The 25,831-nt window shown below is 69.0% G+C and carries 23 protein-coding genes and 1 pseudogene; 19 read left to right on the top strand and 5 right to left on the bottom strand.

Annotated elements, in window-relative coordinates; translation table 11 throughout:
- Nucleotides 1–286 precede the first annotated feature (286 nt).
- From H1Q64_RS00120 to ilvC, 3 genes are all read left to right on the top strand, one after another.
- The gene (locus H1Q64_RS00120) at nt 287–2,050 is read left to right on the top strand and encodes an acetolactate synthase 3 large subunit (protein WP_237903892.1); all 1,764 of its coding nucleotides are present in this window, start codon (nt 287–289) and stop codon (nt 2,048–2,050) included.
- Nucleotides 2,051–2,100: 50 nt separating this feature from the next.
- The gene (gene ilvN / locus H1Q64_RS00115; protein ID WP_014239995.1) at nt 2,101–2,607 is read left to right on the top strand and encodes an acetolactate synthase small subunit; all 507 of its coding nucleotides are present in this window, start codon (nt 2,101–2,103) and stop codon (nt 2,605–2,607) included.
- Nucleotides 2,608–2,782: 175 nt separating this feature from the next.
- Complete coding sequence (gene ilvC, locus H1Q64_RS00110; protein WP_014239996.1) at nt 2,783–3,802, top strand: ketol-acid reductoisomerase; 1,020 nt, start codon at nt 2,783–2,785, stop codon at nt 3,800–3,802.
- Between the two features lie 177 nt (nt 3,803–3,979).
- Here the strand turns inward: ilvC and phoU are convergent, their stop codons facing one another.
- A complete protein-coding gene (phoU, locus tag H1Q64_RS00105) occupies nt 3,980–4,684 on the bottom strand; it encodes a phosphate signaling complex protein PhoU (protein ID WP_188261270.1) in 705 nt (234 codons plus the stop codon).
- A gap of 186 nt (nt 4,685–4,870) precedes the next feature.
- On the opposite strand from phoU, the gene H1Q64_RS00100 reads away from it, so the two are divergent.
- From H1Q64_RS00100 to mrdA, 5 genes are all read left to right on the top strand, one after another.
- Nucleotides 4,871–5,410 carry a TIGR00645 family protein gene (locus H1Q64_RS00100; RefSeq protein WP_419468832.1) on the top strand — a complete coding sequence of 180 codons (540 nt, stop codon included), beginning with the start codon at nt 4,871–4,873 and terminating at the stop codon, nt 5,408–5,410.
- 465 nt (nt 5,411–5,875) lie between these two features.
- A complete protein-coding gene (locus tag H1Q64_RS00095; protein ID WP_014240000.1) occupies nt 5,876–6,916 on the top strand; it encodes a rod shape-determining protein in 1,041 nt (346 codons plus the stop codon).
- A 90-nt stretch (nt 6,917–7,006) separates the two neighbouring features.
- Nucleotides 7,007–7,876 carry a rod shape-determining protein MreC gene (mreC, locus tag H1Q64_RS00090; RefSeq protein WP_038528588.1) on the top strand — a complete coding sequence of 290 codons (870 nt, stop codon included), beginning with the start codon at nt 7,007–7,009 and terminating at the stop codon, nt 7,874–7,876.
- Nucleotides 7,873–8,385: a rod shape-determining protein MreD gene (mreD, locus tag H1Q64_RS00085; protein ID WP_035672710.1), complete on the top strand. Its 513-nt coding sequence runs from the start codon at nt 7,873–7,875 to the stop codon at nt 8,383–8,385. Before mreC ends, mreD begins: the two co-directional genes overlap by 4 nt.
- A 56-nt stretch (nt 8,386–8,441) precedes the next feature.
- Nucleotides 8,442–10,319, top strand: coding sequence for a penicillin-binding protein 2 (mrdA, locus tag H1Q64_RS00080; RefSeq protein ID WP_014240003.1), 1,878 nt, complete (start codon nt 8,442–8,444; stop codon nt 10,317–10,319).
- A gap of 24 nt (nt 10,320–10,343) precedes the next feature.
- On the opposite strand, the gene H1Q64_RS00075 is transcribed toward mrdA, so the two are convergent.
- Nucleotides 10,344–12,044: a methyl-accepting chemotaxis protein gene (locus H1Q64_RS00075; RefSeq protein ID WP_237903890.1), complete on the bottom strand. Its 1,701-nt coding sequence runs from the start codon at nt 12,042–12,044 to the stop codon at nt 10,344–10,346.
- 222 nt (nt 12,045–12,266) lie between these two features.
- On the opposite strand from H1Q64_RS00075, the gene H1Q64_RS00070 reads away from it, so the two are divergent.
- Nucleotides 12,267–12,944: a DedA family protein gene (locus H1Q64_RS00070; protein ID WP_237903889.1), complete on the top strand. Its 678-nt coding sequence runs from the start codon at nt 12,267–12,269 to the stop codon at nt 12,942–12,944.
- Nucleotides 12,945–12,948: 4 nt separating this feature from the next.
- Here H1Q64_RS00070 and H1Q64_RS00065 read toward each other — a convergent pair whose 3' ends face one another.
- On the bottom strand, nt 12,949–13,611 hold the full coding sequence (locus H1Q64_RS00065; protein WP_237904943.1) for a LysE family translocator: 663 nt from the start codon (nt 13,609–13,611) through the stop codon (nt 12,949–12,951).
- A gap of 230 nt (nt 13,612–13,841) precedes the next feature.
- On the opposite strand from H1Q64_RS00065, the gene H1Q64_RS00060 reads away from it, so the two are divergent.
- From H1Q64_RS00060 to deoA, 8 genes are all read left to right on the top strand, one after another.
- Nucleotides 13,842–14,840 carry a BMP family lipoprotein gene (locus H1Q64_RS00060; RefSeq protein ID WP_237903888.1) on the top strand — a complete coding sequence of 333 codons (999 nt, stop codon included), beginning with the start codon at nt 13,842–13,844 and terminating at the stop codon, nt 14,838–14,840.
- A gap of 152 nt (nt 14,841–14,992) precedes the next feature.
- Nucleotides 14,993–16,528, top strand: coding sequence for an ABC transporter ATP-binding protein (locus H1Q64_RS00055; protein ID WP_237903887.1), 1,536 nt, complete (start codon nt 14,993–14,995; stop codon nt 16,526–16,528).
- A 115-nt stretch (nt 16,529–16,643) separates the two neighbouring features.
- The gene (locus tag H1Q64_RS00050; RefSeq protein ID WP_237903886.1) at nt 16,644–17,792 is read left to right on the top strand and encodes an ABC transporter permease; all 1,149 of its coding nucleotides are present in this window, start codon (nt 16,644–16,646) and stop codon (nt 17,790–17,792) included.
- Complete coding sequence (locus tag H1Q64_RS00045; protein WP_237903885.1) at nt 17,785–18,759, top strand: ABC transporter permease; 975 nt, start codon at nt 17,785–17,787, stop codon at nt 18,757–18,759. The genes H1Q64_RS00050 and H1Q64_RS00045 overlap by 8 nt, the downstream gene beginning before the upstream one ends.
- Nucleotides 18,759–19,187 carry a cytidine deaminase gene (gene cdd / locus H1Q64_RS00040; RefSeq protein ID WP_237903884.1) on the top strand — a complete coding sequence of 143 codons (429 nt, stop codon included), beginning with the start codon at nt 18,759–18,761 and terminating at the stop codon, nt 19,185–19,187. Before H1Q64_RS00045 ends, cdd begins: the two co-directional genes overlap by 1 nt.
- Nucleotides 19,188–19,202: 15 nt before the next feature.
- Nucleotides 19,203–20,036, top strand: coding sequence for a purine-nucleoside phosphorylase (locus H1Q64_RS00035; RefSeq protein WP_237903883.1), 834 nt, complete (start codon nt 19,203–19,205; stop codon nt 20,034–20,036).
- Entirely contained in the window at nt 20,033–20,917 is an 885-nt protein-coding gene (gene deoC, locus H1Q64_RS00030) for a deoxyribose-phosphate aldolase (RefSeq protein ID WP_237903882.1), read from the top strand. Before H1Q64_RS00035 ends, deoC begins: the two co-directional genes overlap by 4 nt.
- Before the next feature lie 37 nt (nt 20,918–20,954).
- The gene (gene deoA, locus H1Q64_RS00025; protein WP_237903881.1) at nt 20,955–22,277 is read left to right on the top strand and encodes a thymidine phosphorylase; all 1,323 of its coding nucleotides are present in this window, start codon (nt 20,955–20,957) and stop codon (nt 22,275–22,277) included.
- A 9-nt stretch (nt 22,278–22,286) separates the two neighbouring features.
- On the opposite strand, the gene H1Q64_RS00020 is transcribed toward deoA, so the two are convergent.
- The gene (locus tag H1Q64_RS00020; RefSeq protein WP_237903880.1) at nt 22,287–24,341 is read right to left on the bottom strand and encodes a phytoene desaturase family protein; all 2,055 of its coding nucleotides are present in this window, start codon (nt 24,339–24,341) and stop codon (nt 22,287–22,289) included.
- 213 nt (nt 24,342–24,554) lie between these two features.
- Between H1Q64_RS00020 and H1Q64_RS00015 the strand changes: the two are divergent.
- Nucleotides 24,555–24,899 (top strand): annotated as a pseudogene (locus H1Q64_RS00015) (EamA family transporter); the annotation flags it as partial.
- Nucleotides 24,900–24,960: 61 nt separating this feature from the next.
- Nucleotides 24,961–25,449, top strand: coding sequence for a DMT family transporter (locus tag H1Q64_RS00010; RefSeq protein WP_237903879.1), 489 nt, complete (start codon nt 24,961–24,963; stop codon nt 25,447–25,449).
- A 4-nt stretch (nt 25,450–25,453) separates the two neighbouring features.
- On the opposite strand, the gene H1Q64_RS00005 is transcribed toward H1Q64_RS00010, so the two are convergent.
- Complete coding sequence (locus H1Q64_RS00005; protein ID WP_237903878.1) at nt 25,454–25,831, bottom strand: STAS domain-containing protein; 378 nt, start codon at nt 25,829–25,831, stop codon at nt 25,454–25,456.

Genomic DNA, 25,831 nt, shown 5'->3' with positions numbered 1-25,831 from the left:
AACGGCCTGCCTCCGCACCCGCGGGGCAGGCCGTTCGCGTTTGCGGGCGGCTTTGCGGGGAGGGCGGTCTTTCCAGCTTGCGAAATATTTGGAAAAACTGCGGCAAAAAATCTTTTCGATCATTCGCAAAATGGGTTGACCAAGGACTGGCGGATTGTCTAGTTTGCCGGTCCCGGCCTTCGCCTTTGGGGATAACCCCTTGTTTTCCCAGCAGGCCATCGCCGGGGTTTGAGAAGGAACAGGGCCGCCCGTGAAAAGAGGGGCCCCCATTGGAAGGTCGTGAGCTATGCCCGAACAGAAGCTGACCGGCGCGCAGATCGTCATCAAGGCCCTGAAGGATCAGGGCGTCGACATCATCTTCGGTTATCCGGGCGGCGCGGTACTTCCGATCTACGACGCCATCTTCCAGCAGAACGACATCAAGCACATTCTCGTCCGGCACGAGCAGGCCGCCGTGCACGCCGCGGAAGGCTACGCCCGCTCCACCGGCAAGGTGGGCTGCGTGCTGGTGACCTCCGGCCCCGGCGCCACCAACGCCGTGACGGGCCTGCTCGACGCACTGTGCGACAGCATTCCGCTGGTCTGCCTGTCCGGGCAGGTGCCGACCCACCTGATCGGCAACGACGCCTTCCAGGAGGCCGACACCACCGGCATCACGCGCCCCTGCACCAAGCACAATTATCTGGTGAAGGACGTCAACCAGCTGGCCCGCACCATGCACGAGGCCTTCTACGTGGCGCGCAGCGGCCGTCCCGGCCCGGTGCTGGTCGACATTCCGAAGGACGTGCAGTTCGCCGACGGCACCTACGTCCCGCCGACCGAGGTGAAGCACAAGACCTACCGCCCGCAGGTGAAGCCCGAGATCGCCCGCGTGGAGGAGGCCATCGAGCTGATCGCCACCGCCAAGCGCCCGATCTTCTACACCGGCGGCGGCGTGGTGAACGCCGGCCCGATCGCGGCGAAGCTGCTGACCCAGTTCGTGAAGATGACCGGTTTTCCGATCACCTCGACCCTGATGGGGCTGGGCGCCTTCCCGGCGTCGGACCCGCAGTGGCTGGGCATGCTGGGCATGCATGGGACGTACGAGGCGAACCTCGCCATGTACAACTGCGACGTCATGATCAACATCGGCGCCCGCTTCGACGACCGCGTGACCGGCAAGCTGTCGGAATTCGCGCCGGGCTCGAAGAAGATCCACGTCGACATCGACCCCAGCTCGATCAACAAGAACGTCGCGGTGGACATCCCCATCGTCGGTGACGCCGGCGCCGTTCTGGAGGACATGATCCGCATCTGGAAGGCCCGCCAGAAGCGCGCCGACCAGACCGCGCTGAAGGAGTGGTGGGGTCAGGTCGAGGGCTGGCGCGCCCGCAACTGCCTGAACTACAACCGCACCGAGGCGGTCATCAAGCCGCAGTACGCGCTGGAGCGGCTGCGCGAGGCGCTGCGCGGCAAGAACCATTACGTGACGACCGAGGTCGGCCAGCACCAGATGTGGGCCGCCCAGTTCCTGCCCTTCGACGAGCCGAACCGCTGGATGACCTCCGGCGGCCTGGGCACCATGGGCTACGGCCTGCCGGCGGCCATCGGCGCCCAGCTCGCCCACCCCGACGCCATCGTGGTGGACGTGTCGGGCGAGGCGTCCTTCCTGATGAACATGCAGGAGATCGGCACGGCGGTGCAGTACCGCGCCCCGGTCAAGATCTTCATCCTGAACAACAAGTACATGGGCATGGTGCGCCAGTGGCAGGAGCTGCTGCACGGCTCCCGCTACTCCAACAGCTACTCCGAGGCGCTGCCCGACTTCGTGAAGCTGGCGGAAAGCTGGGGCTGCGTCGGCCTGCGCGCGACCACGGTGGCCGAGGTGGACGAGGTCATCGAGAAGATGCTGGCCGTCACCGACCGCCCCTGCATCATCGACATCGCCGTGGACCCGAAGGAGAACTGCTTCCCGATGATTCCCGGCGGCAAGGCCCACAACGAAATCCTGTTCGGTCCGGAGGACAGCCCGTCCGACGCCACGCCGGAAGACGGCATGGTGCTGGTCTGATCGCGGCGACCAAGACGAACGGTTGAAGGCCCTCTGGCGGAGTACGGATCGTGGAAGAGAAGATCGAGAAGCACACCATCGCCGTGCTGGTGGACAACGAGCCGGGCGTGCTGGCCCGCGTCATCGGCCTGTTCTCGGGCCGCGGCTACAACATCGAAAGCCTGACGGTGGCGGAGGTGAACAACGCCGACCACCTGTCGCGCATCACCCTGGTCACCTCCGGCACCCGCATGGTGGTGGAGCAGATCAAGGCCCAGCTCGACCGGCTCGTGCCGGTGCACAAGGTGCACGACCTGACGGACGAGGGGCCGTCGGTGGAGCGCGAGCTGGCGCTGGTCAAGGTCGCTGGCACCGGGGAGCGCCGCATCGAGGCGCTGCGCCTGGCCGACATCTTCAAGGCGAAGGTCGTGGACGCCACCCTGACCTCCTTCGTGTTCGAACTGACCGGCACGACGGCGGAGGTCGACGATTTCGTCGGGCTGATGGCCCAGCTCGGCCTCGTCGAGGCCAGCCGCACCGGCGTCGTCGCCATGTCGAAGGGAGCTACCGGGTTCTGATCCCGGCCCTTAACGGCGGGCCATGAGGCTACCCATGACAGGGAGACGACCCAGCCCGCCGTCCTTTTGCAGGTCTGCCGAACAGTCTTGTGCTTGACGCGGCCCTTTCGCCGGTGGAGTAATTCCGCTGCGCAAAACTCGCACCACCAGATCGAAAAATCCAAGGAAGACCACCATGCGCGTCTATTATGATCGTGATGCCGACGTGAACCTGATCAAGGGGAAGAAGGTCGTCATCGTCGGCTACGGCAGCCAGGGCCACGCCCACGCCAACAACCTGCGTGACAGCGGCGTGAAGGACGTGCGCATCGCCCTCCGCCCGGGTTCGGCCACCATCAAGAAGGCTGAGGCCGCCGGCTTCACGGTCATGGCTCCGGGCGAGGCCGCCGCCTGGGCCGACGTGGTGATGATCCTCACCCCCGACGAGCTGCAGGCCGACCTGTACCGCGACGACCTCGCCAAGAACCTGAAGGAAGGCGCCGCCCTGGCCTTCGCGCACGGCCTGAACGTGCACTTCAACCTGATCGAGCCGCGCGCCGACCTCGACGTGTTCATGATCGCGCCGAAGGGCCCCGGCCACACCGTCCGCGGCGAATACCAGCGCGGCGGCGGCGTGCCCTGCCTCGTGGCCGTTCACCAGAACGCCTCGGGCAACGGGCTGGACATCGCCCTGTCCTACGCCTCGGCCATCGGCGGCGGCCGCGCCGGCATCATCGAGACCACCTTCAAGGAAGAGTGCGAGACCGACCTGTTCGGCGAGCAGGCCGTGCTCTGCGGCGGCCTGACCGAGCTGATCAAGGCTGGCTACGAGACGCTGACCGAGGCCGGCTACGCCCCGGAGATGGCCTATTTCGAGTGCCTGCACGAGGTGAAGCTGATCGTCGACCTCATGTATGAGGGCGGCATGGCCAACATGCGCTACTCGATCTCCAACACCGCCGAGTACGGCGACTACAAGACCGGCCCGCGCATCATCACCCCGGAGACCAAGGCCGAGATGAAGCGCGTTCTGGAGGACATCCAGACCGGCCGCTTCGTCCGCGACTGGATGCTGGAGTGCAAGGCCGGCCAGCCGTCCTTCAAGGCGACCCGCCGCCGCAACGCCGAGCATTCGATCGAGCAGGTCGGTGAGAAGCTGCGCGCCATGATGCCCTGGATCGCCGAGCGCCGTCTGGTGGACAAGTCCAAGAACTGATCGGTTCCTGGACTGGAAATGGAAAAGCGCGCCGTAAGGCGCGCTTTTTCGTTTTTTGGAGAGTTCTGCATTGGATTGCCCCCCTCCCGGCCTCCCCCCGCTTCGCAGGGGGAGGAGAAAATTCCCTCCCCTGCGAAGCGGAGGAGGGTCAGGGTGGGGGCAAGCGTCGCAGCAACCTCACACATCCCCCCGCGACCGGTCCGCCTTGGGCCGCTCGTCGAGCAGCGGCCGGCCGGTGTGCACGAAATGCACCACCTCCGCGATGTTGGTCGCGTGGTCGCCGATGCGCTCCAGGCTCTTGGCGATGAACAGCAGGTGCATGTGGGCGGTGAACATCTCCGGCAGGCGGGCCGCCGACTGGTTGATGCTCTCGCACAGGCTGGTGTAGAGCGCGTCCACCTCGTCGTCGGTGCGCCAGACGCGCAGCGCCAGCTCGACGTCGCCGTCCACATAGGCGTCCACCGCGGTGGTCAGGCGCTGGCGCACCAGGCGGCCCAGGTTGGGCAGGGTGCTCATCGCCGGGGACTCGGGGAACTCCGCCACGGCGACGGCGCGGCGGGCGGTGTTGGCGGCGTGGTCGCCCACGCGCTCCAGATTGCCGGCGATCTTCAGGGCGGCGATCACCTCGCGCAAGTCGTCGGCCACGGGCTGGCGCAGCACCAACATGCGCATGCAGTTCGCCTCGATTTCATGCTCGTAGCTGTCGAGGCGCGCGTCGGACTCCACGATGGCGCGGGCCTGCTCCGGGTTGCGCTGGGTCAGGCAGGTCAACGCGCCGTCGAGCTGGGTTTCCGCCGCCCCGGCCATCTGCACGATGCTGGCCTTCAGCCGCTTCATGGCGTCTTCGAACGCGGTGACGATGTGCGGGGCGGGGTTCTTCATGGGGGCGGGCCTTATCGGTGCGGCGGACGGCCGGGACGTTACCGTTTCGTGGCGTCGCGAACCAGCTTTCTTCCAACAATCCCGTGTGGCGGACGCGGCATGGGAACGGTTGATTTCGCATCTGCGAAATGGCAAGAGTCCGGCGCTGCTACCCCTTATGACCAATCACGGACGCCGACCGTCATGATCGAACGCCGTTTCGAACAGATCATTTTCGCCAGCCGCTGGCTGCTTGCCCCCTTCTATCTGGGGCTCGTCGTGTCGCTGGTGCTTCTGCTGGCGAAGTTCACGCAGGAGATTTTCCACATCGTTCCGCATGTGCTGGAAATGCAGGAAAAGGACGTGCTGCTGGCCGTGCTGACGCTGATCGACCTGTCGCTGGCCGGCAACCTGCTGCTGATGGTGATCTTTTCGGGATACGAGAACTTCGTGTCCAAAATCGACGTTGCCGACCACAAGGACCGCCCGGACTGGATGGGCAAGGTCGATTTCGGCGGACTGAAGCTGAAGCTGATCGCCTCCATCGTGGCGATCTCCGGCATCCATCTGCTGAAGGGCTTCATGAACATCGACAACACCGGCAAGGAGAACCTGATGTGGATGGTCATCGTCCACATGACCTTCGTGGTGTCGGGCGTCCTGCTCGCCCTGATGGACCGGCTGGAAGGCGATCATCACGGGGCCAAGATGAAGGCCGCGGAAGCGGCGAAATCCGACCATCATTGAGGCCGCCGGAGAGGGCCGGCACCAGGGCGCCGGAGCGGTTTCAAACCCGACACAAAGCCGTTGCGGCGGGTTGGGAATCAGCCTAAGGATACCCCCGCCGCGAGCGGGGCGGTTTGGCCGGACGCCGGAGGTTTCCGCCTCCTGTTGACGGAAAATTAACCCTGACGCGGCAGTGTGGCGGGCACCGGAGGACGGCGTTCCGCCAGCACTTCGGGGACTGGACATTCCGCCGGGACGGGCCTTGCCTCAAGGACCGCCTCCCATCGACCAGAGCGCCGGACCGGCGCCGGCGACCGCCCCACGGGCGCCGGCAACAGGGCTCGGCAAGGCGTGCCGGTTGCACTCTCCGCTTGAGCGCGAAGGGGCATTCGTCTATGGAACCGTTGGCGGGCGTGGCCCTCCGCACCGGAGCGGGCACATCGCCGGCAAGGCCGTCTCAACCGCATTGAAGAGTTAGTCGGGTCCATGCTTTCCAAACTCCTCGGCGTGCTTTCCGCCGACATGGCGATCGATTTGGGGACGGCCAACACCCTGGTCTATGTCAAGGGCCGCGGCATCGTTCTGAACGAACCCTCGGTCGTGGCCATCGCCAACGTCCGCGGCAAGAAGCAGGTGCTGGCCGTCGGCGACGAGGCGAAGATGATGCTGGGCCGCACGCCCGGCAACATCCAGGCCATCCGCCCCCTCCGCGACGGCGTCATCGCCGACTTCGAAGTCGCCGAGGAGATGATCAAGCACTTCATCCGCAAGGTGCACAACCGGCGTAGCTTCGCCAGCCCGCAGGTCATCATCTGCGTGCCGTCGGGCTCCACCGCCGTTGAGCGCCGCGCGATCCAGGAATCGGCGGAGGCCGCCGGCGCTCGCCGCGTCTTCCTGATCGAGGAGCCGATGGCCGCCGCGATCGGCGCCGGACTCCCGGTGACGGAGCCGACCGGTTCCATGGTCGTGGACATCGGCGGCGGCACCACCGAGGTGGCCGTGCTGTCGCTGGGCGGCATCGTCTATTCCCGCTCCGTCCGCGTGGGCGGCGACAAGATGGACGAGGCCATCATCGGCTACATCCGCCGCACCCACAACCTGCTGGTCGGCGAAGGCTCGGCGGAGCGGATCAAGAAGGAAATCGGGTCGGCCTGCCCGCCGGAAGACGGCGAGGGCCGCATCCTGGAGATCAAGGGCCGCGACCTGATGAACGGCGTGCCCAAGGAACTCATCATCTCCGAGCGGCAGATCGCCGAGTCCCTGGCGGAACCGGTGTCGGCCATCGTCGAGGCGGTGAAGGTCGCGCTGGAGCACACGGCGCCGGAACTGGCCGCGGACATCGTGGACAAGGGCATCGTGCTGACCGGCGGCGGCGCCCTGCTGGGCAACCTGGACTTCGTCCTGCGCCACGCCACCGGCCTGCCGGTGTCGATCGCCGACGACCCGCTGTCCTGCGTCGCGCTGGGCACCGGGCGGGCGCTGGAAGAGATGAAGACGCTGCGAAACGTCTTGGTCAGCGCCTACTGATTGGTGTATTGCTCGCTTGGGTTCCCCCGGTGGTACGTCCATTCGCCGGCGTAGCCGGGGGCGGATCGCGTACCTGGACGGGATGATCCTGTGAAGCCTCGCAATTCCGGTTCCGTCGTGCGCCTCGCCGCCCCCTTGCGGGCGCTCGCCCAGCGCTTCTCCTTCCTGTTGCTGGTGCTCGCCTCCGTCGCCCTGATGATGGTGGGCCGGATCGACGCGTTGTCGGTGGACAGCGCGCGCGCCCGGGTGACCGACGCCTTCGCCCCGATCCTCGACGCGATCTCCCGCCCCGCCGCCACCGCCGCCCATGTCGTGGAGTCGGTGGTCGAGGTGCAGAACGCCTTCGAAGAGAACCAGCGGCTGAAAGCGGAGAACGCGCGGCTGCTGCAGTGGAAGCAGGCGGCGCTGCGGCTGGAGGCGGAGAACATCAGCCTGCGTTCCCTTCTCAAGGCGACGCCAGAACCGTCGTCCTCCTTCATCACGGCGCGGGTCATCGCCGCTCCGGGCAGCTCCTTCCTGCGCACGCTGGTGGTCACCGCCGGCCGCCGCGACGGGGTGCGCAAGGGGCAGGCGGCCATCGCCGGCAGCGGGCTGGTCGGCCGGGTGATCGAGGTCGGGGAATGGTCGGCCCGCGTCCTCCTGCTGACCGACATCAACACGCGCATTCCCGTGGTTCTGGAGCGCTCGCGCCAGCGGGCGGTGATGGCGGGCGACAACTCCGACCAGACCAGGCTCCTCTACCTGCCGCCGGAAGCGCCGGTGCAGGTTGGCGAGCGGGTGGTCACCTCCGGTCACGGCGGGCAGTTCCCGCCGGGCCTGCCGGTGGGCGTGGTGTCCTCGGCCGGTGAACGTGGCGTCCGGGTGCAGCCGAACGTCGATCTGTCGCGGGTCGAGCACCTGCAACTGGTCGAGTTCAGCCTGCCGGGAAGCGAGGCGGAACCGTCGTCCGAGTCGAAATGACTCTGACCTTGTGGCAGCGGTTGGACAAGACGGGACGGAATCTCGCCCCGTTCGCGGTGACGGTCATGCTGGCGCTGGCCGGGATGATTCCGGTGCCGCTGCCCGGCTATGCGTCGGTGGCGCCTTTCCTGACCGCCATCGCCGTCTATTATTGGGCGATCCACCGGCCCGACCTGATGGGGCCGGGCACCGCCTTCCTGATCGGCTTGCTGCAGGACCTGCTGACCGGCGGGCCGCTGGGGGTGAACGCGCTGGTGCTGGTGCTGGTCCATTGGGCGGTGTCCAGCCAGCGGCGTGTGCTGGCGTCGAGCACCTTCGCCCTGATGTGGTTCGGCTTCGGGCTGGTCATGATGGGCGTGGCCTGCATTCAATGGCTGGCCTTTTCGGCGCTCCAGGCGACGGTGCTGCCGTTCCGGCCGGCGCTGTTCCAGGCGCTGCTGACCATGGCCTTCTTCCCGGCCATCGCCTGGATGCTGATCCGCGTGCACCGCGCGTTTCTTCAGGGATGATGGGCAGGGATAGCCGGCAGGGATGATCTGGCAGGGGATGTGAGCCTTTGACTGCGATGGACCGCGACACCGACCGCTACCGCCTGCTGACCCGCCGCGCCGCCGTGCTGGGCGGGCTGAAGCTCGCCGGTCTGTCCGCTCTGGTCGGGCGGCTCTATTACCTGCAGGTGGTGGAATCCGCGCGCTTCACCATGCTGGCCGAGGAGAACCGCATCAGCCTCCGGCTGGTCGCCCCGTCGCGCGGCACCATCGTCGACCGGTTCGGCGCACCGCTGGCGGTGAACCAGCAGAACTACCGTGTCGTCGTGGTGTCGGAGCGCACGCGCAACATCCAGGACACGCTGGACAAGATATCCAAGATCGTCCCGCTGACCGACGGCGACCGCCGCCGCGTGATGCGCGAGCTGCACCGCAAGCGCCGCTTCGTGCCGGTTACCGTGCGTGAGAACCTGACCTGGGAACAGGTCGCCACCATCGAGATGAACACACCGGACCTGCCGGGCGTCGCCATCGAGGTCGGCGAGATCCGCCACTACCCGGAGGCGGAGGCGACCGCGCACATCCTGGGCTATGTCGGCGCCGTGTCGGAGGCGGAGCTGAACGGCGACCCTGTGCTGTCGCTGCCTGGCTTCCGCATCGGCAAGGCCGGGATGGAGAAGTATCACGAGAAGGCGCTGCGCGGCACGGCGGGGACCAGCCAGCTTGAGGTCAACGCGGTCGGGCGCGTCATCCGCGAGCTGTCGCGCGACGAGGGGCAGCCGGGCCGCGAGGTCCAGCTGACCATCGACATCGGCCTTCAGAAATTCGTGCAGCAGCGGCTGGCGCAGGAGGTCAGCGCCTCCTGTGTGGTGATGGACGTGCACACCGGCGGCATCTACGCCCTGTGCTCCCACCCCAGCTACGACCCCAACCAGTTCACCATGGGCATCAGCGCCGAGTTGTGGGAGGAACTGCTGTCCAATCAGGCAACCCCGCTGAACAACAAGGCCGTGGCCGGGCAATACCCGCCGGGCTCGACCTTCAAGCCGGTGGTGGCCCTGGCGGCGCTGGAGTCCGGGTTGATCAGCCGCAACCACTCAGTGTTCTGTCCGGGCCACATGGACCTCGGCGACCACCGCTTCCACTGCTGGAAGAAGGGCGGGCACGGCACGGTGGACGTGGTCGGCGCGCTGCGCCATTCCTGCGACGTGTGGTTCTACGACGTGTCGCGGCGCATCGGCATCGACCGCATCGCCGAGATGGCCAACCGCTTCGACATGGGGCAGCTGACCGGACTGGACCTGCCGCACGAGCGGCCGGGCCTGATCCCGTCCATCGACTGGAAGAAGGGCGCCCTGGGCAAGCCCTGGGCGCAGGGCGAGACGCTGATCGCGGCGATCGGGCAGGGCTATGTGCTGTCCACCCCGATGCAGCTCGTCGCCATGACCGCGCGGCTGGCCAACGGCGGCTTTGCGGTGAAACCCCATCTGACCAAGCAGATCAAGGCGCTGTCGGGCGAGCAGACGAGCTGGCCGCCGATCGGGGTGAAGAAGGAGAATCTCGACCTCGTCCTGCGCGGCCTCTACGAGGTGACCAACGCGCCGAACGGCACCGCCTACAAGTCGCGCATCACCGAGCCCGGCTATGAGATGGCCGGCAAGACCGGCTCCGCCCAGGTCCGCCGCATCACCATGGCGGAGCGCAGCACCGGCGTGAAGAAGAACGAGGACCTGCCCTGGCGGGAGCGCGACCACGCGCTGTTCATCTCCTACGCGCCGGTCAGCTCCCCGCGCTACGCCTGCGCGGTGTTCGTTGAGCATGGCGGCGGCGGGTCCACCGCGGCGGCGCCAATCGCGCGCGACATCCTGCTGGAATGCCAGAAACGCGATCCGGGCCGCGCCGCCGTGGCGGAAAGCGCCCCGCCGCCCCCGCCGCCGGGAGGCACCCGGGGCTGAGGGGCGTTCCGAACGCGCGGCTGTCTATGCCGCGCGCACCTCGGCCAGGAACTGGTCCACCTCGCGCTTCAGGCCGGCCGCACGTTCGGCCAACTGGTCGGCGGCTCCCTTCACGCTGTGGGTGGCGGTGCTGGTCTCCGCCTCCGCCTGCTGGATGCCGACGACATTGCGGGAGACTTCCGCGGTGCCGTTGGCCGCTTGCTGGGCGTTGCGGCTGATCTCGCCCGTCGCCGCGCTCTGCTGCTCGACGGAGGCGGCCATCTCCGCGGTGGAACGGTCGATGTCCTCGACCTGGGTGATGATCGCGCGCATGGCGTCCACCGTCCTGTTGGAGGCGCTCTTCACCGCGGCGATCTGGTTGCCGATCTGCTCCGTCATCGCGTGGGTCTGGTTGGCCAGGTTTTTGACCTCGCTCGCCACCACGGCGAAGCCCTTGCCGGCCTCGCCCGCGCGGGCGGCCTCGATGGTCGCGTTCAGAGCCAGCAGGTTGGTCTGGGAGGCGACGGAGTTGATGGCGGCGACGATCTGGTCCACCTGCTCGATGGCTCCGGACAGGGAATCGAGCTGGGTCTGCGCCAGATCGGCTCCCTCCGCCGCAGCCTTGGAGCGGGCGGCGGCGCGGGACACGCGCTCTGCCAGTTCGTGAATGGAGGCGGACATTTCCTCCGACGCCGCGGCGACGGTCTGCACGTTGGCGCTGGCCTCTTCCGACGCACCGGCCACGGCGCCGCACTGGGCGCTGACTTCCTCGACCGCGGCAGAGAGCTGGGAGGCGGTGGCCTGAAGCTCCGTCGCGGCGCCGCCGACGTCGTTGACGATGACCCCCACCCGCGCTTCGAACCGGCCCGCGAGGTCGAGCATCGCCGCGCGCTTCTCCGCCTGGGAACTGGCTGCGGCCTCCTTGGCCTCGCGCTCCATCGCGCGGTTGCGGATCAGGTTGGTCTTGAACACCTCCGCTGTGGCGGCGATCTCCCCGACCTCGTCCTTGCGTCCGGTGCCGTACAGCAGAGTATCCAGGTTGCCGTCGGCAAGGCCGCGCAGGCAGGCGACGATGGCTTTCACGGGTCGGACGATGCCGAACTGGGACACCGTCCAGCCGAGCAGAAGCCCTGCCAGGATGCCGATGGCGGCGGCGGTGACGAGCTGGACCGACCGGGATTCCGCCAGGGCGGACGCATCCTGCGACAGCCGCGACGCCTTTTCGTCGGTGTAGCTGGTGTAGGCGATGGTCAGATTCTGAAGTGCCCGCGCAGCGGTCGCGCTTGCATCCACCGATGCCAGGATGTCGCGCTGATTTTGGGTCAGATCGCTGCCGCCCCTGATCCGGCGAGCAACGGCGATCGTGTCTTCAAGTTCCTTGTAATAGAGCGCCAGGGCGCTCTCGAACGAGGACAGCATACGGCTCTGCTCCGCGTCGCTGGTTCCCTTGACCTTGGCAAGCAGCCCGCTCACGGCCTCGCGCGTCTTGCCGATGGACGGGAGAACCTGCTCCAGATCGCCGGGATTGGCGGCCAGCCGGTACTCGTCGCGGTTCAGTTCGACAACCATCCGGTTGATGCGCGCGCCCAACTTCATTTCTTCGCCGGCCAACTGGATTTCGTCGGTGGCGCGGCTCAGCGCGTCCAGACCGGCGATCGATGTGGCGGTGATGCCTGCGCAGATCGCAGCCAGGAAAACGATGATGGAGAGGATCTTGGTGGAAATCTTCAGATTGCCAAGCTGCATTTGGAAATTCCGCCATAAAAGCCCGGGTGACCCCGCACAGGACGGGGCCTGCAAGGGGGCAGGTATGGAAGGGATTCTTATAAAATTCAGGGCGTCTGCGCTTTGATGTCGGTCAAGCAGGTACGGGAAAGGTGGTAATCCTCTCTTTCGCCCCATTGGCGGGCCAGGAACCGTCTGCCGTTGAACCCTGTTCCAGAGAGACAAAATATTGGATGGGCTGAAATGGCGGACGGGCTGACCAATTGGCTGGTGGATGTGATGCACACGATGAATTACGTGGGCATCTTCCTGCTCCTGGTCCTGGCGCGGGTGATTCCGCCAGTTCCGGCCGAGTCGGTCATTCCATTGGCCGGCATCGCGGCGGCGCAGGGCGAGTACAATCTACTCGGCGTCGCCCTGGCCGGTGGGTTGGGCTCGCTGGCCGGGCAACTGGTCTGGTTCCTGCCCAGTCGGCTGATGGGACGCGACCGGCTGGAAGCCTTTTTAAAGCGCTACGGCCACTGGCTGACGATCCACCCCAAGAAGGTCCGACGAAGCACGGAGTGGTTTGGAAAGCATGGCGGCATCGCCGTCTTCCTGACCCAGCCGGTGCCGGGCGTGCGGACGCTGATCTCGATCCCGGCGGGGGCCTGCCGGATGTCGATCCCGCTCTACTGCCTCTATTCCGGGGCCGGGTCGATCCTGTGGACCCTGCTGCTCGCCTGGACCGGCTACATGCTGTCCCGCTGGCCCTTCGCGCACAGCCTCCTTGGCTATTTCACCGTGGGGCTGCTGGTGGTCCTGGTCGGGCTGTACCTGTACCGGCTGGTCAGCCATTTCCACGGCATCCGCCGCGCCCAGAAGGCGCCGCGTGGGCCGGACGGCGATCCGCCGGTGGCGGGGGCGCCGCTTAGCCCTTAAGGGCTTACCCCATGGCCCAGCCGGCCATGCCGGTGACAGCCATGCCGAGCGCCCAAATGCCGAAGGCCGCCAGCGCCACCCCCGTGCAATGGTTCAATCGGGTCAGCCCGCGGTCGGAGATGCGGTGGCGCACGGCGGCGACCCCCATGGACAGGGTGAACCACCACAAGGACGCGCCGATGAAGACGCCGGCCACCAGCGTGGAGGCGTCCACCCGACCCAGATTGCCGCCCAGACCGAAGCCGGCGAAGATGGCGATGAAGGCCATGATGGTCGCCGGATTGGTCAGGGTCAGTGACAGGCCGGTCATGAAGCCGCCGAGGAAGGACGGCGTGTCGGGCGCGCTGGCGGCCTCGCGCTCCTCGTCCTCCGGCTTCTGGCGGAAGGTGCGGATGGCGACGACGATCAGGAAGATGCCGCCGACGAGCTGGAAGGCGATCTCGTGCCCTTGCAGGAAGTCCAGCGCGGCGGACACGCCGAAGGCCGCGATGGCGCCGTAGATGGTGTCGGCCACGGCGGCGCCGAAGCCGGTGAAGAAGCCCATCAGCGGCCCGTGCTGGAGCGTGCGGCGGATGCAGAGCAGGCCAATGGGACCGACGGGGGCGGCGATGGCGATTCCAAGGACGATGCCCTGCAGCAGCACCACCAGACCATGCACGCCGATCACCTCGTCCAATCTGCGATTCCCTCCTCCGGGACCCTCCTTCGGGCAATGGCGGGCGTGATAGCGGGCCACCGCCCTTCCGTCAACCGGCGTTGCGGGAGGAGGTCCCATACGGGCTGTGACCTGCGGCGGAATTCCCCACGCCATGTGCCCCCTGTCACCGGGCGGGAGGAGCCGCTATCCTGGCCGCCACGACCCGGCAAGCGGGCGAACCGGAACGGGGAAGCAGAACGATGACGATGACGCGCATTCTGACCATTCTGGCCCTGTCGCTGACGGCGGCGACCGTTCCCGCCGCGGGCTCCGCCCTGGCGGCGGACGAGTTCATGCCGGCGGTGGTGTTCGACCAGGGCGGCAAGTTCGACAAGTCCTTCAACGAGGCGGCCTACAACGGGGCGGAGCGCTTCAAGAAGGAAACCGGGATCGTCTACCGCGAGTTCGAGGTCACCAGCGAGGGCCAGCGCGAGCAGGCGCTGCGCAACATGGCGCGGCGCGGCGCCACCGTCATCACGGCGGTCGGCTTCTCCCAGTCCGCCGCCGTGGACAAGGTGTCGCGGGAGTATCCCAACACCAAGTTCTGCCTGATCGACGACAAGCTGGACCTGCCCAACGTCCAGTCGGTGACCTTCAAGGAGCATGAGGGCTCCTTCCTCGTCGGCATTCTGGCGGCGATGGCCTCGCAGAGCGGCAAGGTCGGCTTCATCGGGGGCATGGACATCCCGTTGATCCGCAACTTCCTGACCGGCTACGAGCAGGGCGTGAAACATGTTAAGGCGGACGGCGAGGTCTTCACCAACATGACCGGCACCACCCCCGCCGCCTGGAACGACCCCACCCGCGGGGCGGAGCTGGCCAAGAGCCAGTTCGGGCGCGGCGCCGACGTGGTCTTCGCGGCGGCCGGGGCGACCGGGCTGGGCGTTCTCCAGGCCGCGGCGGACGCCGGCAAGCTGGGGGTCGGGGTGGACAGCAACCAGAACTGGATTCACCCGGGCAAGATCCTGACCTCGATGGTCAAGCGGGTGGACGTGACCGTCTACGACTGCATGAAGTCGGCCAAGGACGGCAGCTGGACGGCGGGCCACCGGGTCGTCGGGCTGAAGGAGGAGGGCGTCGGCTACGCGCTCGACGAGAGCAACCGCAAGCTCGTCACGGCGGAGATGGAGAAGGCCGTCGAGGACGCCAAGCGGAAGATCATCGCGGGTGAGCTGGTGGTGAAGCCGTATCAGCCGTGAGCTGAGCTTCTGCGTCGTCGAGCATTGCCCCCACCCTGACCCTCCCCCGCTGGGCGGGGGAGGGAAATCGGCCCTCTCCCGCCCAGCGGGGGAGGGAGGGGACCCGCGAAGCGGGGAGGGTAGGGGCAAGAACCTCTCCATAAAGATACCCCATGCCCCAACACCCTCCCGCCCTGGAAACCCGCGGCGTCAACAAGTGGTTCGGCGCCAACCACGCCAACCGTGACGTGTCGCTGGTCGTGCCGAAAGGCACCATCCACGGCGTGATCGGTGAGAACGGCGCCGGCAAATCGACGATCATGAGCATCGTCTACGGCTATCTGCCCGCCGACGGCGGGACGATCCTGGTGGACGGCCGTCCGGTGGCGGTGCGCAGCCCGCGCGACGCGCTGGCCGCCGGGATCGGCATGGTCCACCAGCATTTCATGCTCGTCGATCCCTTCACCGTGCTGGAGAATGTCCTACTGGGGGCGGAGGGTGGCGTCACCCTGGCCGCCGGGATGGCGCGGGCACGGACGGAGCTGACCCGGCTCGCCCGCGACTACGGGCTGGAGGTGGACCTCGACCGCCCGGTCGGCGAGCTGCCGGTGGGGGCGCAGCAGCGGGTGGAAATCCTGAAGGCGCTCTACCGCGGCGCCGACATCCTGATCCTCGACGAGCCGACCGGCGTCCTCACCCCGCAGGAGACCGACCACCTCTTCCGCATCCTCCGCGCGCTGCGCGAGCAGGGGAAGACGGTCGTCATCATCACCCACAAGCTGCGCGAGATCATGGAGCTGACCGACAACGTGACGGTCATGCGCCGCGGGCAGGTGGTGGCGAACGTCGCCACCGCCGACACCAGCCGCGAGGCGCTGGCGGAGCTGATGGTCGGGCGCAAGGTGCTGCTGCGGGTGGAGAAGGCGCCAGCCACGCCCGGCCCGGCGGTGCTGGAGGTCTCCGGCCTGCGCGTGCGCGACGGCGCCGGGGTGGAGCGGGTGAAGGGTGTCGGCCTGACCGTGCGCGCCGGGGAGATCGTCGGCATCGCCGGTGTCTCCGGCAACGGCCAGTCCGAACTGCTGGAGGCGCTGGCCGGCATGCGCCCGCCGGCGGGGGGCTCCGTCCGCCTGCGCGGGGGGGAACTGGCCGACAAGCCCGACCGCTTCACCGCGCGGGGGCTGCGGGCGCTCGGCGTCGGCCATGTGCCGGAGGATCGGCAGCGGGTCGGCCTCGTCACTGCTTTCGAGGCGCAGGAGTGCGCGATTCTCGGCCATCAGGGCGATCCGGCCTTCAACGGGCGGCTCCTGATGGACCGCCGTGCGCTGTTCGACCGCTGCGCGGCGGAGATGGACGCCTACGACGTGCGCCCGCGCGACCCGCGCCTGCCCGCCGCCAACTTTTCCGGCGGCAACCAGCAGAAGATCGTGCTGGCCCGCGAGATGGAGCGGAACCCCGACCTGCTGCTGGTCGGCCAGCCCACCCGCGGCGTGGACATTGGCGCCATCGAGTTCATCCACCGCCGTCTGGTGGCTCTGCGCGACCAGGGCAAGGCGATTCTGCTGGTGTCGGTGGAGCTGGACGAGATCCGCGCCCTGTCCGACCGCATCCTGGTCATGTTCGACGGCCGTCTGGTGGGCGAGGTCGCCCCGGACGAGGCGGACGAGCGGCGTCTCGGCCTGATGATGGCCGGGGTGGCGGAAGCAGCGTAAGGTTGACCCCGAACGCTCCCGCTTGCGCTGGCCCCGTGCGCGGGGCACTTTCCTGTGGGCAGGGACGTTCGAGCCGTCCGGCTTGTGAACGGGCGTGACCACGGATGGAGCCGGGATGGCGCAGGACGCGGCGCAGGGGATGACGGGCCGGGGCTTCGGCCGGCCGGGGGACGTGCCCGGCTGGGTCGGCTACGCGCTTCTGCCGCTGCTGAACCTGCTCGCCGCCCTCGTCCTGTCCGGGCTGGTCATCCTGGTGATTGGCGAGAAGCCGTTGGACGTGCTGGCGCTGCTGGTGACCGAGGCGGTCGGCTATCCCGAGGCGATCGGCTACACCCTCTATTACACGACCAGCTACATCTTCACCGGGCTGGCGGTCGCCATCGCCTTCCATTGCGGGCTGTTCAACATCGGCGGGGAGGGGCAGGCCTACCTCGGCGGGCTGGGGGCCGGGCTGGTCGGGCTGGCGCTGACCGGCTGGCCCTGGCCGGTGGCGGCGCTCGGCGCGGTGGCCGTGTCGGCGCTGTTCGGAGCGGTGTGGGCAGCGGTTCCCGGCTGGCTCCAGGCCAAGCGCGGCAGCCACATCGTCATCACGACGATCATGTTCAACTTCATCGCCGCCGCGATCATGACCTATCTGCTGGTGGACGTACTGATCCGCCCCGGATCGCAGTCGCCGGAAACGCGGGAGTTCGATCCGGGTGTCTGGCTGCCGGCCATGGACCGGGCGCTCGGCTGGATCGGCGTCGCCATCCCGGCCTCGCCGCTGAACCTGTCCTTCCTGTGGGCGCTGGCCTGCTGCGCGCTGTTTTACCTGTTCCTATGGCGGACCCGCTGGGGCTACGAGATCCGCACGGTCGGGCGGAACGAGCGGGCGGCGGTCTACGCCGGCATCTCCCCGGCGCGGAACATCATCCTCGCCATGGCCATCTCCGGGGCGCTTGCCGGTTTCGTCGGGGTGAACGAGATCATGGGGGTGCAGCACCGCATCCTGTTGAACTTCACCGGCGGGGTGGGCTTCGTCGGCATCGCCGTGGCGCTGATGGGGCGCAACCATCCGGTGGGGATCATCCTGGCGGCGCTGCTGTTCGGCGTGCTGGCGCAGGGGGGCGGGCAGGTGTCCTTCGAATACCCCACCGTGAACCGGGAACTGGTGATGGTCATCCAAGGGCTCGTCATCCTGTTCGCCGGGGCGCTGGAGAACCTCTTCAAGCCGCGGGTCGAGGCGCTGTTCCGCCGTCGCGACGGGAGGACGGCACATGGATGACGCCCTGCTCGTCGTCCTGCTGCTGGCCGACGCCACCGTCCGCGTGGCGACCCCGCTGGTGCTCGCGGCCTTCGCGGCGCTGTACAGCGAGCGGGCGGGGGTGGTGGACATCGGGCTGGAGGGCAAGATGCTGGCCGGCGCCTTCTTCGCCGCCGCCGTCGCCTCCTCCACCGGCAGCCCCTGGCTGGGCTTGGGCGCCGCTGTCGCGGCCTCGGTGGCGCTGGCGCTGGTCCATGGCTTCGCCTGCATCATCCACAAGGGCAACCAGGTGGTGTCGGGCATGGCGATCAACATCCTGGTCGCCGGACTGGCGCCGACCCTGGCCTACGCCTGGTTCCGCCAGGGCGGTCAGACTCCGCTGCTGCCGGGGGAGGCGCGCCTGCCGCAAGTCCACCTGCCGGGGGTGGAAGCGCTGTCCGGGATTCCGGTCCTCGGCCCCGTCTATCGAGAGTTGATCGACGACGCCAACGTGCTGATCTGGCTGACCGTCCTTCTGGTGGTGGCGACCCACTGGGTGTTCACCCGTTCGCGATTCGGTCTGCGGCTGCGCGCGGTGGGGGAGAACCCGTCGGCGGTCGACACGGCGGGCCTGTCCGTCACGCGGCTGCGCTATCAGGCGGTGGTCATCACCGGGGTGCTGACCGGCATCGCCGGCGCCTATCTGTCCACCGCCCACGGCGCCGGCTTCGTGCGCGACATGACGGCGGGCAAGGGTTATCTGGCACTGGCCGCATTGATCTTTGGAAAGTGGCGGCCCTGGCCGACGCTGTTCGCCTGTCTGCTGTTCGCCTTCACCGACGCGGTGCAGGTCCGCCTGCAGGGCGTGCCGCTGCCGGTGGTGGGGGTGATCCCGGTGCAGTTCATCCAGATGCTGCCCTATGTGCTGACCGTGCTCCTGCTGGCCGGCTTCGTCGGACGGGCGGTGGCGCCCAGGGCCAGCGGCGTCCCCTACGTGAAGGAACGGTGATGAGCGACCCCCAGGATTCCCTGATCGCCGACTCCCTGATTGCTGCTGCCCGCGACGCGATGGCGCAGGCCTACGCGCCCTATTCTCATTTTTCGGTCGGTGCGGCCATTTTGGGCGAATCCGGGCGCATCCACGCCGGGGCGAATGTGGAGAACGCCGCCTATCCGCAGGGGCAGTGCGCCGAGGCCTCGGCCATCGGGGCGATGATCCTGGCCGGGGACCGAAGCATCCGGGCGATCGTCGTGATGGGCGGCCAGACCGGCGACGGCCGGCTGTGCACGCCCTGCGGCGGCTGCCGCCAGCGCCTGCGCGAGTTCGCCAAACCCGACACGCCGATTCATGTCTGTGGACCGGAAGGGCTTCGCCAAACGTTTCGGCTGGACGAGTTGCTGCCGCACTCCTTCGGCCCCGACAATCTCGACTTCTAAGGGGAACAGACCGCCATGACCGCCGCACGCGCCGCCGCGGAAATCCTGCACCGGGTCCCCGGCTTCCGCCCGCGGGTGGGGATCGTGCTCGGCTCCGGCCTGGGCGGGGTCGCCGACCGGATCGAGGGGGCGACCGTCATGCCCTACGGTGACCTGCCCGGCTTCCCGCTGCCCAGCGTGGAGGGGCACATGGGCCGGCTGGTGCTGGGCCGTCTCGGCGGCCAGCCCGTCGCCTGCATGCAGGGGCGCGTCCACGCCTATGAGGGCAACGGCTTCGACGCGCTGAAGACGGCGGTCCGCGCGCTGAAGCTGGCCGGCTGCGACACGCTGGTGCTGACCTGCGCCGCCGGCTCGCTGCGGGTGGAGGTCGGGCCGGGGCGGTTGATGGCGATTTCCGACCACATCAACATGCTGGGCGCCAACCCGCTGACCGGTCCCAACGAGGACAGCTTTGGCCCGCGCTTTCCCAGCATGACCGATGCCTGGGACCCCACGCTGCGCGCGCTGATGCGGCGCCGGGCGCTGGAGTTGAACATCGATCTGGTCGAGGGCGTGTACGCCGCCTATCCCGGCCCCTCCTTCGAGACGCCGGCCGAGGTCCGGATGTTGAAGGTCCTGGGGGCGGACGCGGTCGGCATGTCCACGGTGCCCGAATGCATCGTCGCGCGGCATTGCGGCCTTCGGGTCGTGGGCTGCGCGGTCATCACCAACCTGGGGGTGGGACTCGGCGACGGGCCGGTGGACCATGACCAGACCCTGCGCGCCGCCTCGGCCGCCGCCTCCGACCTGGAGCGGCTGCTGACCGGCTTTCTCGACGGGCTGAACGTAGACGAAGGACGCCGGTCATGAAACTTCCCGCCGATCTGCAACGGGCGCTCGACACCGCGACCACCGCCAAGGCCGACGCCAAGGGGGCCGGCCGGGCCATCGGTCTGCTCGACCTGACCAGCCTGAACGACGACGACACCGACCAGACGGTGGAGGCGCTGTGCAAGCGCGCCGTCACCCCCGCCGGCAAGGTCGCCGCGGTGTGCGTCTGGCCGCGCTTTGTCAAGACCGCGCGCAAGGCGCTGAAGGGCAGCGGCGTGAAGATCGCCACCGTCGTCAACTTCCCCTCAGGCGAGGCCGACGCGGCGACGGTGGCGTCGGAGACCAAGGCGGCCATCAAGGACGGCGCGAACGAGATCGACGTGGTGCTTCCCTACCGCGCGTTCATCGACGGCGCCCGCACCCAGCCGATGAACGTGATCCGCGCCTGCCGCGAGGCCTGCGGGAGCGACGTGACGATGAAGGTGATCCTGGAATCCGGCTGCTTTCCCGACCCGGAACTGCTGGCCTGGGCCGCCCGCGACTCCATCGCCGCCGGGGCGGATTTCCTGAAGACCTCCACCGGCAAGGTGCAGCCGGCCGCGACGCTGGAGGCGGCGGCGCTGCTGCTGCACGTCATCCACGAGTCGGGCAAGCCGGTGGGCTTCAAGGCGGCGGGCGGCATCCGCGACGCCGATGGGGCGGCGGCCTTCCTGGCGCTCGCCACCGCGATCCAGGGCAAGGGCTGGGCCAAGCCGGAGACCTTCCGCTTCGGTGCGTCGGCGCTGCTGGACTCGCTGCTCGCCACCGCCGGCCATGGCGGCAAGGGCGAGGGCAAGGGCGAGGGCAAGGACGGCAAAGACGGCAAGGGCGACGGCAAGGGCGGTGGGGCAGTTGCCCAGCCGGCCACCGCCGGCTATTGATCCGCGCGACAGACTCGACCACGGAACGGACGCACGGATGCTTCCCCAGGAACTGATTCGCAAGAAGCGCGACGGCGCACGCCTGGACGCGGCGGAGATCGGCGCCTTCGTGCGCGGCATCACCGACAGCTCCGTCACCGAAGGGCAGGCGGCGGCCTTCGCCATGGCCGTCTTTTTCCGCGGCATGACGCTGGAGGAGCGGGTGGCCCTGACGCTGGCCATGCGGGATTCCGGGACGGTGATGCGCTGGGACCATCTGGACCTGCCCGGTCCGGTGGTCGACAAGCATTCGACCGGCGGCGTCGGCGACAAGGTCAGCCTGATCCTCGCCCCGGTGCTGGCCGCCTGCGGCGGCTTCGTGCCGATGGTGTCGGGGCGCGGGCTGGGCCACACCGGCGGCACGCTCGACAAGTTCGAGAGCATCCCCGGCTACCGCGCCAAGCCCGACCGGGCGACGCTGGAGCGGGTGGTGAAGGAGGTCGGCTGCGCGGTGATCGGCGCCACCGACGACATCGCCCCCGCCGACCGCCGGCTCTACGCCATCCGTGACGTGACGGCGACGGTGGAGACCATCGACCTGCTGACCTCCTCGATCCTGTCGAAGAAGCTGGCGGCCGGGCTGGACGCGCTGGTGATGGACGTGAAGTTCGGCTCCGGCGCCTTCCTGCCCGACATCGCCAAGGCGCGTGAGCTGGCCGACAGCCTCGTCACCGTGGCCGAGGGCGCCGGGCTGCCCACCGTCGCTCTGCTGACCGACATGAACGAGGTGCTGGGCCTGACCGCCGGCAACGCGCTGGAGATGCGGGAGTGCATCGACATCCTGCGCGGCGGCGCGGCCGACTCCCGGCTCTACGAGGTCACCGCGGCCCAGGCCGCCGAGCTGCTGGTGCTGGCCGGGCTGGTTCCCGATGCCGCCGCCGGCCGCGCCCGCTTCGACCAGGCGATGGCGAGCGGGCAGGCGGCCGAGCGCTTCGCCCGGATGGTCCACGCGCTGGGCGGCCCGGCGGACCTGCTGGACGCGCCGGACCGCCATCTGGACGCCGCCCCCGTCGTCCAGCCGGTCTTCGCCGAGCGGGCGGGCGTGGTGGCGGCCATCGATGTGCGGGCGGTCGGCATTGCCGTGGTGGCCCTGGGCGGCGGGCGGACCAAGACGACCGATCCCATCGACTTCGCGGTCGGGCTGGCCGACGTCGCCGGGCTGGGTGCTTCGGTGGGGCCGGCGGAGCGTCCGCTCGCCGTCGTCCACGCCCGCAGCGCGGCGCAGGCGGAGGACGCGGCGGCGCTGCTCCGCCGCGCCTTCACCGTGGCCGACACTGCCCCGCCGGCCGGGCCGCTGATCGCCGACCGCATCCGGCTGTAAAAGGCGGCTTTACGCGGCGCGGCACTGGTCCTCGGCCTGCCGCAACCGCACCGGCCCCAGCAGAGCCTCCGCGGCGAGGCGACCCGAGATGACGCAGGCCTCCACCCCCGGGCCGGGGAAGACCCCGCCGCCGGCCAGCAGCAGGCCGGGCACCGGCGACTTGGCGGGAAGCGCCGGATCGGTGCCGTAGATCGCCCCCTCCGTGGTGTGGGCGTAGCGGGCGAAGGTGGCGGCGCTGGCCTCCTGCCGGTGCAGGATGTGGCGCTCCAGATCCGCGATCACGGCGGCGGCCGCGGCGATCATCGCGTCGCCCTCCCGCGTCTTCCGCGCGCGGTAGTCGGGGGTGGAGCGGTCCCAGGCGTCGCCAGCCGGGTCCAGCCGCATCAGCGTCAACGCCGCGCAACCCGGCGGCGCCAGGGTGGCGTCATGGGCAGAGGGCAGGGCCAGCGCCATCCCTGCATCCGTCAGAAAGGTCATGGCCGGCAGGTCCGGGCGGACGTCCAGCGCCAACGTGACCAGGAAGGCGGAGGTCGTGGGACGCAACGCCCGGTATCGCTCCACGCTCCCGGCGGGCAGATGCTCCTCCCCCACCAGGCCCAGCAGGGTCCGCCGGGCGTCAGCGTTGGAAATCACCGCGGCGGCGGCGATGCGTTCCCCGTCCGTGGTTTCGAGCCCGGCGGCCCGGCCGTCCTCGACCAGGATGCGGCGGACGGGGGTGCGCAGCCGGACCTCGCCGCCCTTGGCGCGGATGGCCTCGACCAGCGCATCGGCCAGCCGCTGCGATCCGCCCTCCGGATAGGCGCCTCCGTCGAAGACATAGCCGAAGATCGGCGCCATCTGGGTGGCGCCCAGCCGCTCCGGCCGGTCGGACAGATAGCCCGTCAGGATGGACAGCAGGGCGCGGGCTCCGGCGTCGGGCACGTAATGCTCCAGCATCTCCAGAAAGCCGCGGTCCTGCCAGCGGAAGGCCTGCGGGCACTCGAGCGGATAGGCGCGCATCGCCGCGACGCTGTGCGGGATGTGGGGAAGGCCGGATTCGGCGCAGCCGCGGTAGAGGTCGCGGTAAACCCCGCGCATCTCCTCCAGAAAGGCGGCGGCCCCGCCGGCGCTGCCGGGATGCTCCCGCGCGATCAGGGCGGCCAGCCCCGCGGCGTCGCCGGGCAGCGGCTGAAGGGCGCCGTCCCGGACGATGGCGCGGTTCACCGGGTGCCAGCGCAGGCGGTCCGCCACGCCGACCGTGCGCAGCAGATGCCCGACCGGCCCGTCCGGACGGGTGCCGCTGACGTCATGCACGCCGGCGTCGAAGATGAAGCGCCCCATCGCCCCGTCGCGCAGCCGCACCCTGCGGTCCCAGGAGGAGCAGTAGCCGCCCGGACGGTCGTGCGCCTCCAGGACGGTGACGCGAACCCCGGCCTCCGCCAGCAGGGCCGCCGCGGTCAGCCCGCCGATGCCGGCGCCCACAACGACGACACCGTCCGTTCGTCCGAGGACGGCGGGCGCGGGCCAGCGGTGAGGCTCCCGTTCGGCCAGACGGCGGGCGACGGCCCGGTTGACCAGCCAATCCGGCAATCGGCGGTTCCCCAGCAGGCCGGCCAGGGTGGCGAGGGCGGAGGCGACGACGCCGACCTCCGTCGCGACGGCGAAGCCGGCGGCGCCGGCCAGAAAGACCACGCCCCACAGCGCGGTGACCGCCTTGTTGACGGCGACGAACTGCGGCATGTCCCAAAGGCCGGGCGGCGTCGTCTCGCGGGCGTAGGGCAGGGTGAAGGGACGGCCCAGCGCGAGCGAGGCGAAGGCCATGCCGGCCAGGGCGAGATGGACGGTCACCCCCATGCGCTCCAGCGGTCCGATGAGGAGCAGCACGGCGAAGAAGACGGCGGTCACCAGTTCCGGCGCCTTCGGCGATCCGCCCCGCCAATCATGGGCGCAGAGCGTCAGGCTGAGCAGCAGCGCCGCCAGCACGGCCGCCGCATGGCCCGCCGGCTGCAGAACGCCGAAGGCGATCCAGGGCGAGAAGCCGACGAGGACGCGGATCGATTGGGGGATCGGCTTGGACAGGAGCATGGCGGACCTTTGCGGTGGTGACGCCCGCCAGACTGTCCACCGCGTCGGCCGGGGCCAGCGCCGATCCGCGAAAGGCCGGGTTCGCTTCGCCAAACGCCCAAACGTCGATTCACGAAGCGTGAAACGCCGGCACCCCTCCGGGCGGCGGCGCGCGGGCCAGACCTGCGGTTGCGGCATTGGGCAGCGTCATGGTTGCTCAGATACTGTGCAATCATGACCCAAGCCGCCGCCCTGCCTGCCGCTGCCAGCGACGACACACGCCGCGCCATCGGCTGCTTCCTGCTGGCCATCTTCCTGTTCGCGGGCATGGACACGCTCATCAAATACTTGAGCAGCGGCTACCCGGTGGCGCAGCTCATGTTTGCCCGCTCGGTGGTGGCGGTGGTCCTGGTCGGCGGCATTTCGGTGGCGCGCGGCGGCTGGGGGGGGATGCGCACGCGGCGTCCGGTCGCTCATGTCTTCCGCTCGCTGGCCGGGCTGCTGTCGATGGGCTGTTTCTTCTACGCCTTCAAGCATCTGCCGCTGGCCGAAGTCTATGTGCTGAGCTTCGCCGGGCCGCTGTTCATCACGGCGCTGTCGATGCCGCTGCTCGGCGAGCCGGTGGGCTGGCGGCGCTGGGATGGCGGTGCTGGTCGGGTTCGGCGGCGTGGTGGTGATGGCCCGCCCGGAGGCCGATGCGCCGCTCCTGCCGATTTTTGTCGGCGTGGCCGCGGCCTTCTTCTACGCGCTGGCGATGATCGCGGTGCGCGGCCTGTCGCGGACGGAGAGCAACACGGCCATCGTCGTCTATCTGCTGCTGACCACCACGGTGGTGAGCGGCGTGGCGGCGATCCCCGACTGGGTGCAGCCGGGCGGGTTCGATCTCGGGCTGATGCTTCTGGTCGGCACGCTGGGCGGGGCGGCGCAGGTGCTGATGACCCAGGCTTTCCGGCTGGGCCGCGCCGCGGTGGTGGCGCCCTTCGAGTATACGGGGATGATCTGGGCGACCCTGCTTGGTTTCCTGGTCTTCGGCGACGTGCCGACCCCCACCGTGCTGGCCGGGGCGGGGATCATCATCGCCAGCGGGCTCTACATCCTCTATCGGGAAACGCTGCGCCGCGGCGACTGATGGGTCAGGCGGCGGCGGGAAGAGCCAAGCAATCATCCGGGGAAAGCGGCGGGGCGGTCAGCGCGATGATCCGGCTGCGTTCCAGCACGCGCCGGATCTGCGGCGGATGATTCTCGAAGGCGATGGCGCCGCCACGGTCGAGCACCGCGTTGCGCAGCGCCAGCAGAATGCCGATGCCGCAGGAATCGAGGAACTCCACCCGTCCCAGATCGACGCGCAGGGTCAGGGCTTGCGCGTCCGCAGCGCGGCGGAGCAGGGGCGTCAACCCCGGCAGGGCGGCGTGGTCGATGCGCCCCGACAGGACGGCCCGCAGCCCGCATCCGCCCTGTGCCGTGGCGAAGGGGTGCAGGGTGACGGTGCTGTGCGACGGGGTGGGCCGCAT

This window comes from Azospirillum brasilense (genome assembly GCF_022023855.1).
GTDB classification, from domain to species: Bacteria; Pseudomonadota; Alphaproteobacteria; order Azospirillales; family Azospirillaceae; genus Azospirillum; species Azospirillum brasilense_F.
This window is presented reverse-complemented; position numbering and strand designations above follow the sequence as displayed.

Bases quoted from the DNA above. Each gene is read 5' to 3' on its own strand.
- H1Q64_RS00070 (WP_237903889.1), top strand. From the start codon at position 12,267: ATGGCGGACGGGCTGACCAATTGGCTGGTGGATGTGATGCACACGATG.
- H1Q64_RS00005 (WP_237903878.1), bottom strand. From the start codon at position 25,831: ATGCGGCCCACCCCGTCGCACAGCACCGTCACCCTGCACCCCTTCGCC.
- H1Q64_RS00020 (WP_237903880.1), bottom strand. From the start codon at position 24,341: ATGCTCCTGTCCAAGCCGATCCCCCAATCGATCCGCGTCCTCGTCGGC.
- H1Q64_RS00050 (WP_237903886.1), top strand. From the start codon at position 16,644: ATGGCGCAGGACGCGGCGCAGGGGATGACGGGCCGGGGCTTCGGCCGG.
- H1Q64_RS00075 (WP_237903890.1), bottom strand. From the start codon at position 12,044: ATGCAGCTTGGCAATCTGAAGATTTCCACCAAGATCCTCTCCATCATC.
- H1Q64_RS00095 (WP_014240000.1), top strand. From the start codon at position 5,876: ATGCTTTCCAAACTCCTCGGCGTGCTTTCCGCCGACATGGCGATCGAT.
- cdd (WP_237903884.1), top strand. From the start codon at position 18,759: ATGAGCGACCCCCAGGATTCCCTGATCGCCGACTCCCTGATTGCTGCT.
- ilvC (WP_014239996.1), top strand. From the start codon at position 2,783: ATGCGCGTCTATTATGATCGTGATGCCGACGTGAACCTGATCAAGGGG.
- mrdA (WP_014240003.1), top strand. From the start codon at position 8,442: ATGGACCGCGACACCGACCGCTACCGCCTGCTGACCCGCCGCGCCGCC.
- phoU (WP_188261270.1), bottom strand. From the start codon at position 4,684: ATGAAGAACCCCGCCCCGCACATCGTCACCGCGTTCGAAGACGCCATG.
- H1Q64_RS00045 (WP_237903885.1), top strand. From the start codon at position 17,785: ATGGATGACGCCCTGCTCGTCGTCCTGCTGCTGGCCGACGCCACCGTC.
- H1Q64_RS00035 (WP_237903883.1), top strand. From the start codon at position 19,203: ATGACCGCCGCACGCGCCGCCGCGGAAATCCTGCACCGGGTCCCCGGC.
- deoC (WP_237903882.1), top strand. From the start codon at position 20,033: ATGAAACTTCCCGCCGATCTGCAACGGGCGCTCGACACCGCGACCACC.
- H1Q64_RS00010 (WP_237903879.1), top strand. From the start codon at position 24,961: ATGGCGGTGCTGGTCGGGTTCGGCGGCGTGGTGGTGATGGCCCGCCCG.
- H1Q64_RS00060 (WP_237903888.1), top strand. From the start codon at position 13,842: ATGACGATGACGCGCATTCTGACCATTCTGGCCCTGTCGCTGACGGCG.
- H1Q64_RS00055 (WP_237903887.1), top strand. From the start codon at position 14,993: ATGCCCCAACACCCTCCCGCCCTGGAAACCCGCGGCGTCAACAAGTGG.
- H1Q64_RS00120 (WP_237903892.1), top strand. From the start codon at position 287: ATGCCCGAACAGAAGCTGACCGGCGCGCAGATCGTCATCAAGGCCCTG.
- mreD (WP_035672710.1), top strand. From the start codon at position 7,873: ATGACTCTGACCTTGTGGCAGCGGTTGGACAAGACGGGACGGAATCTC.
- deoA (WP_237903881.1), top strand. From the start codon at position 20,955: ATGCTTCCCCAGGAACTGATTCGCAAGAAGCGCGACGGCGCACGCCTG.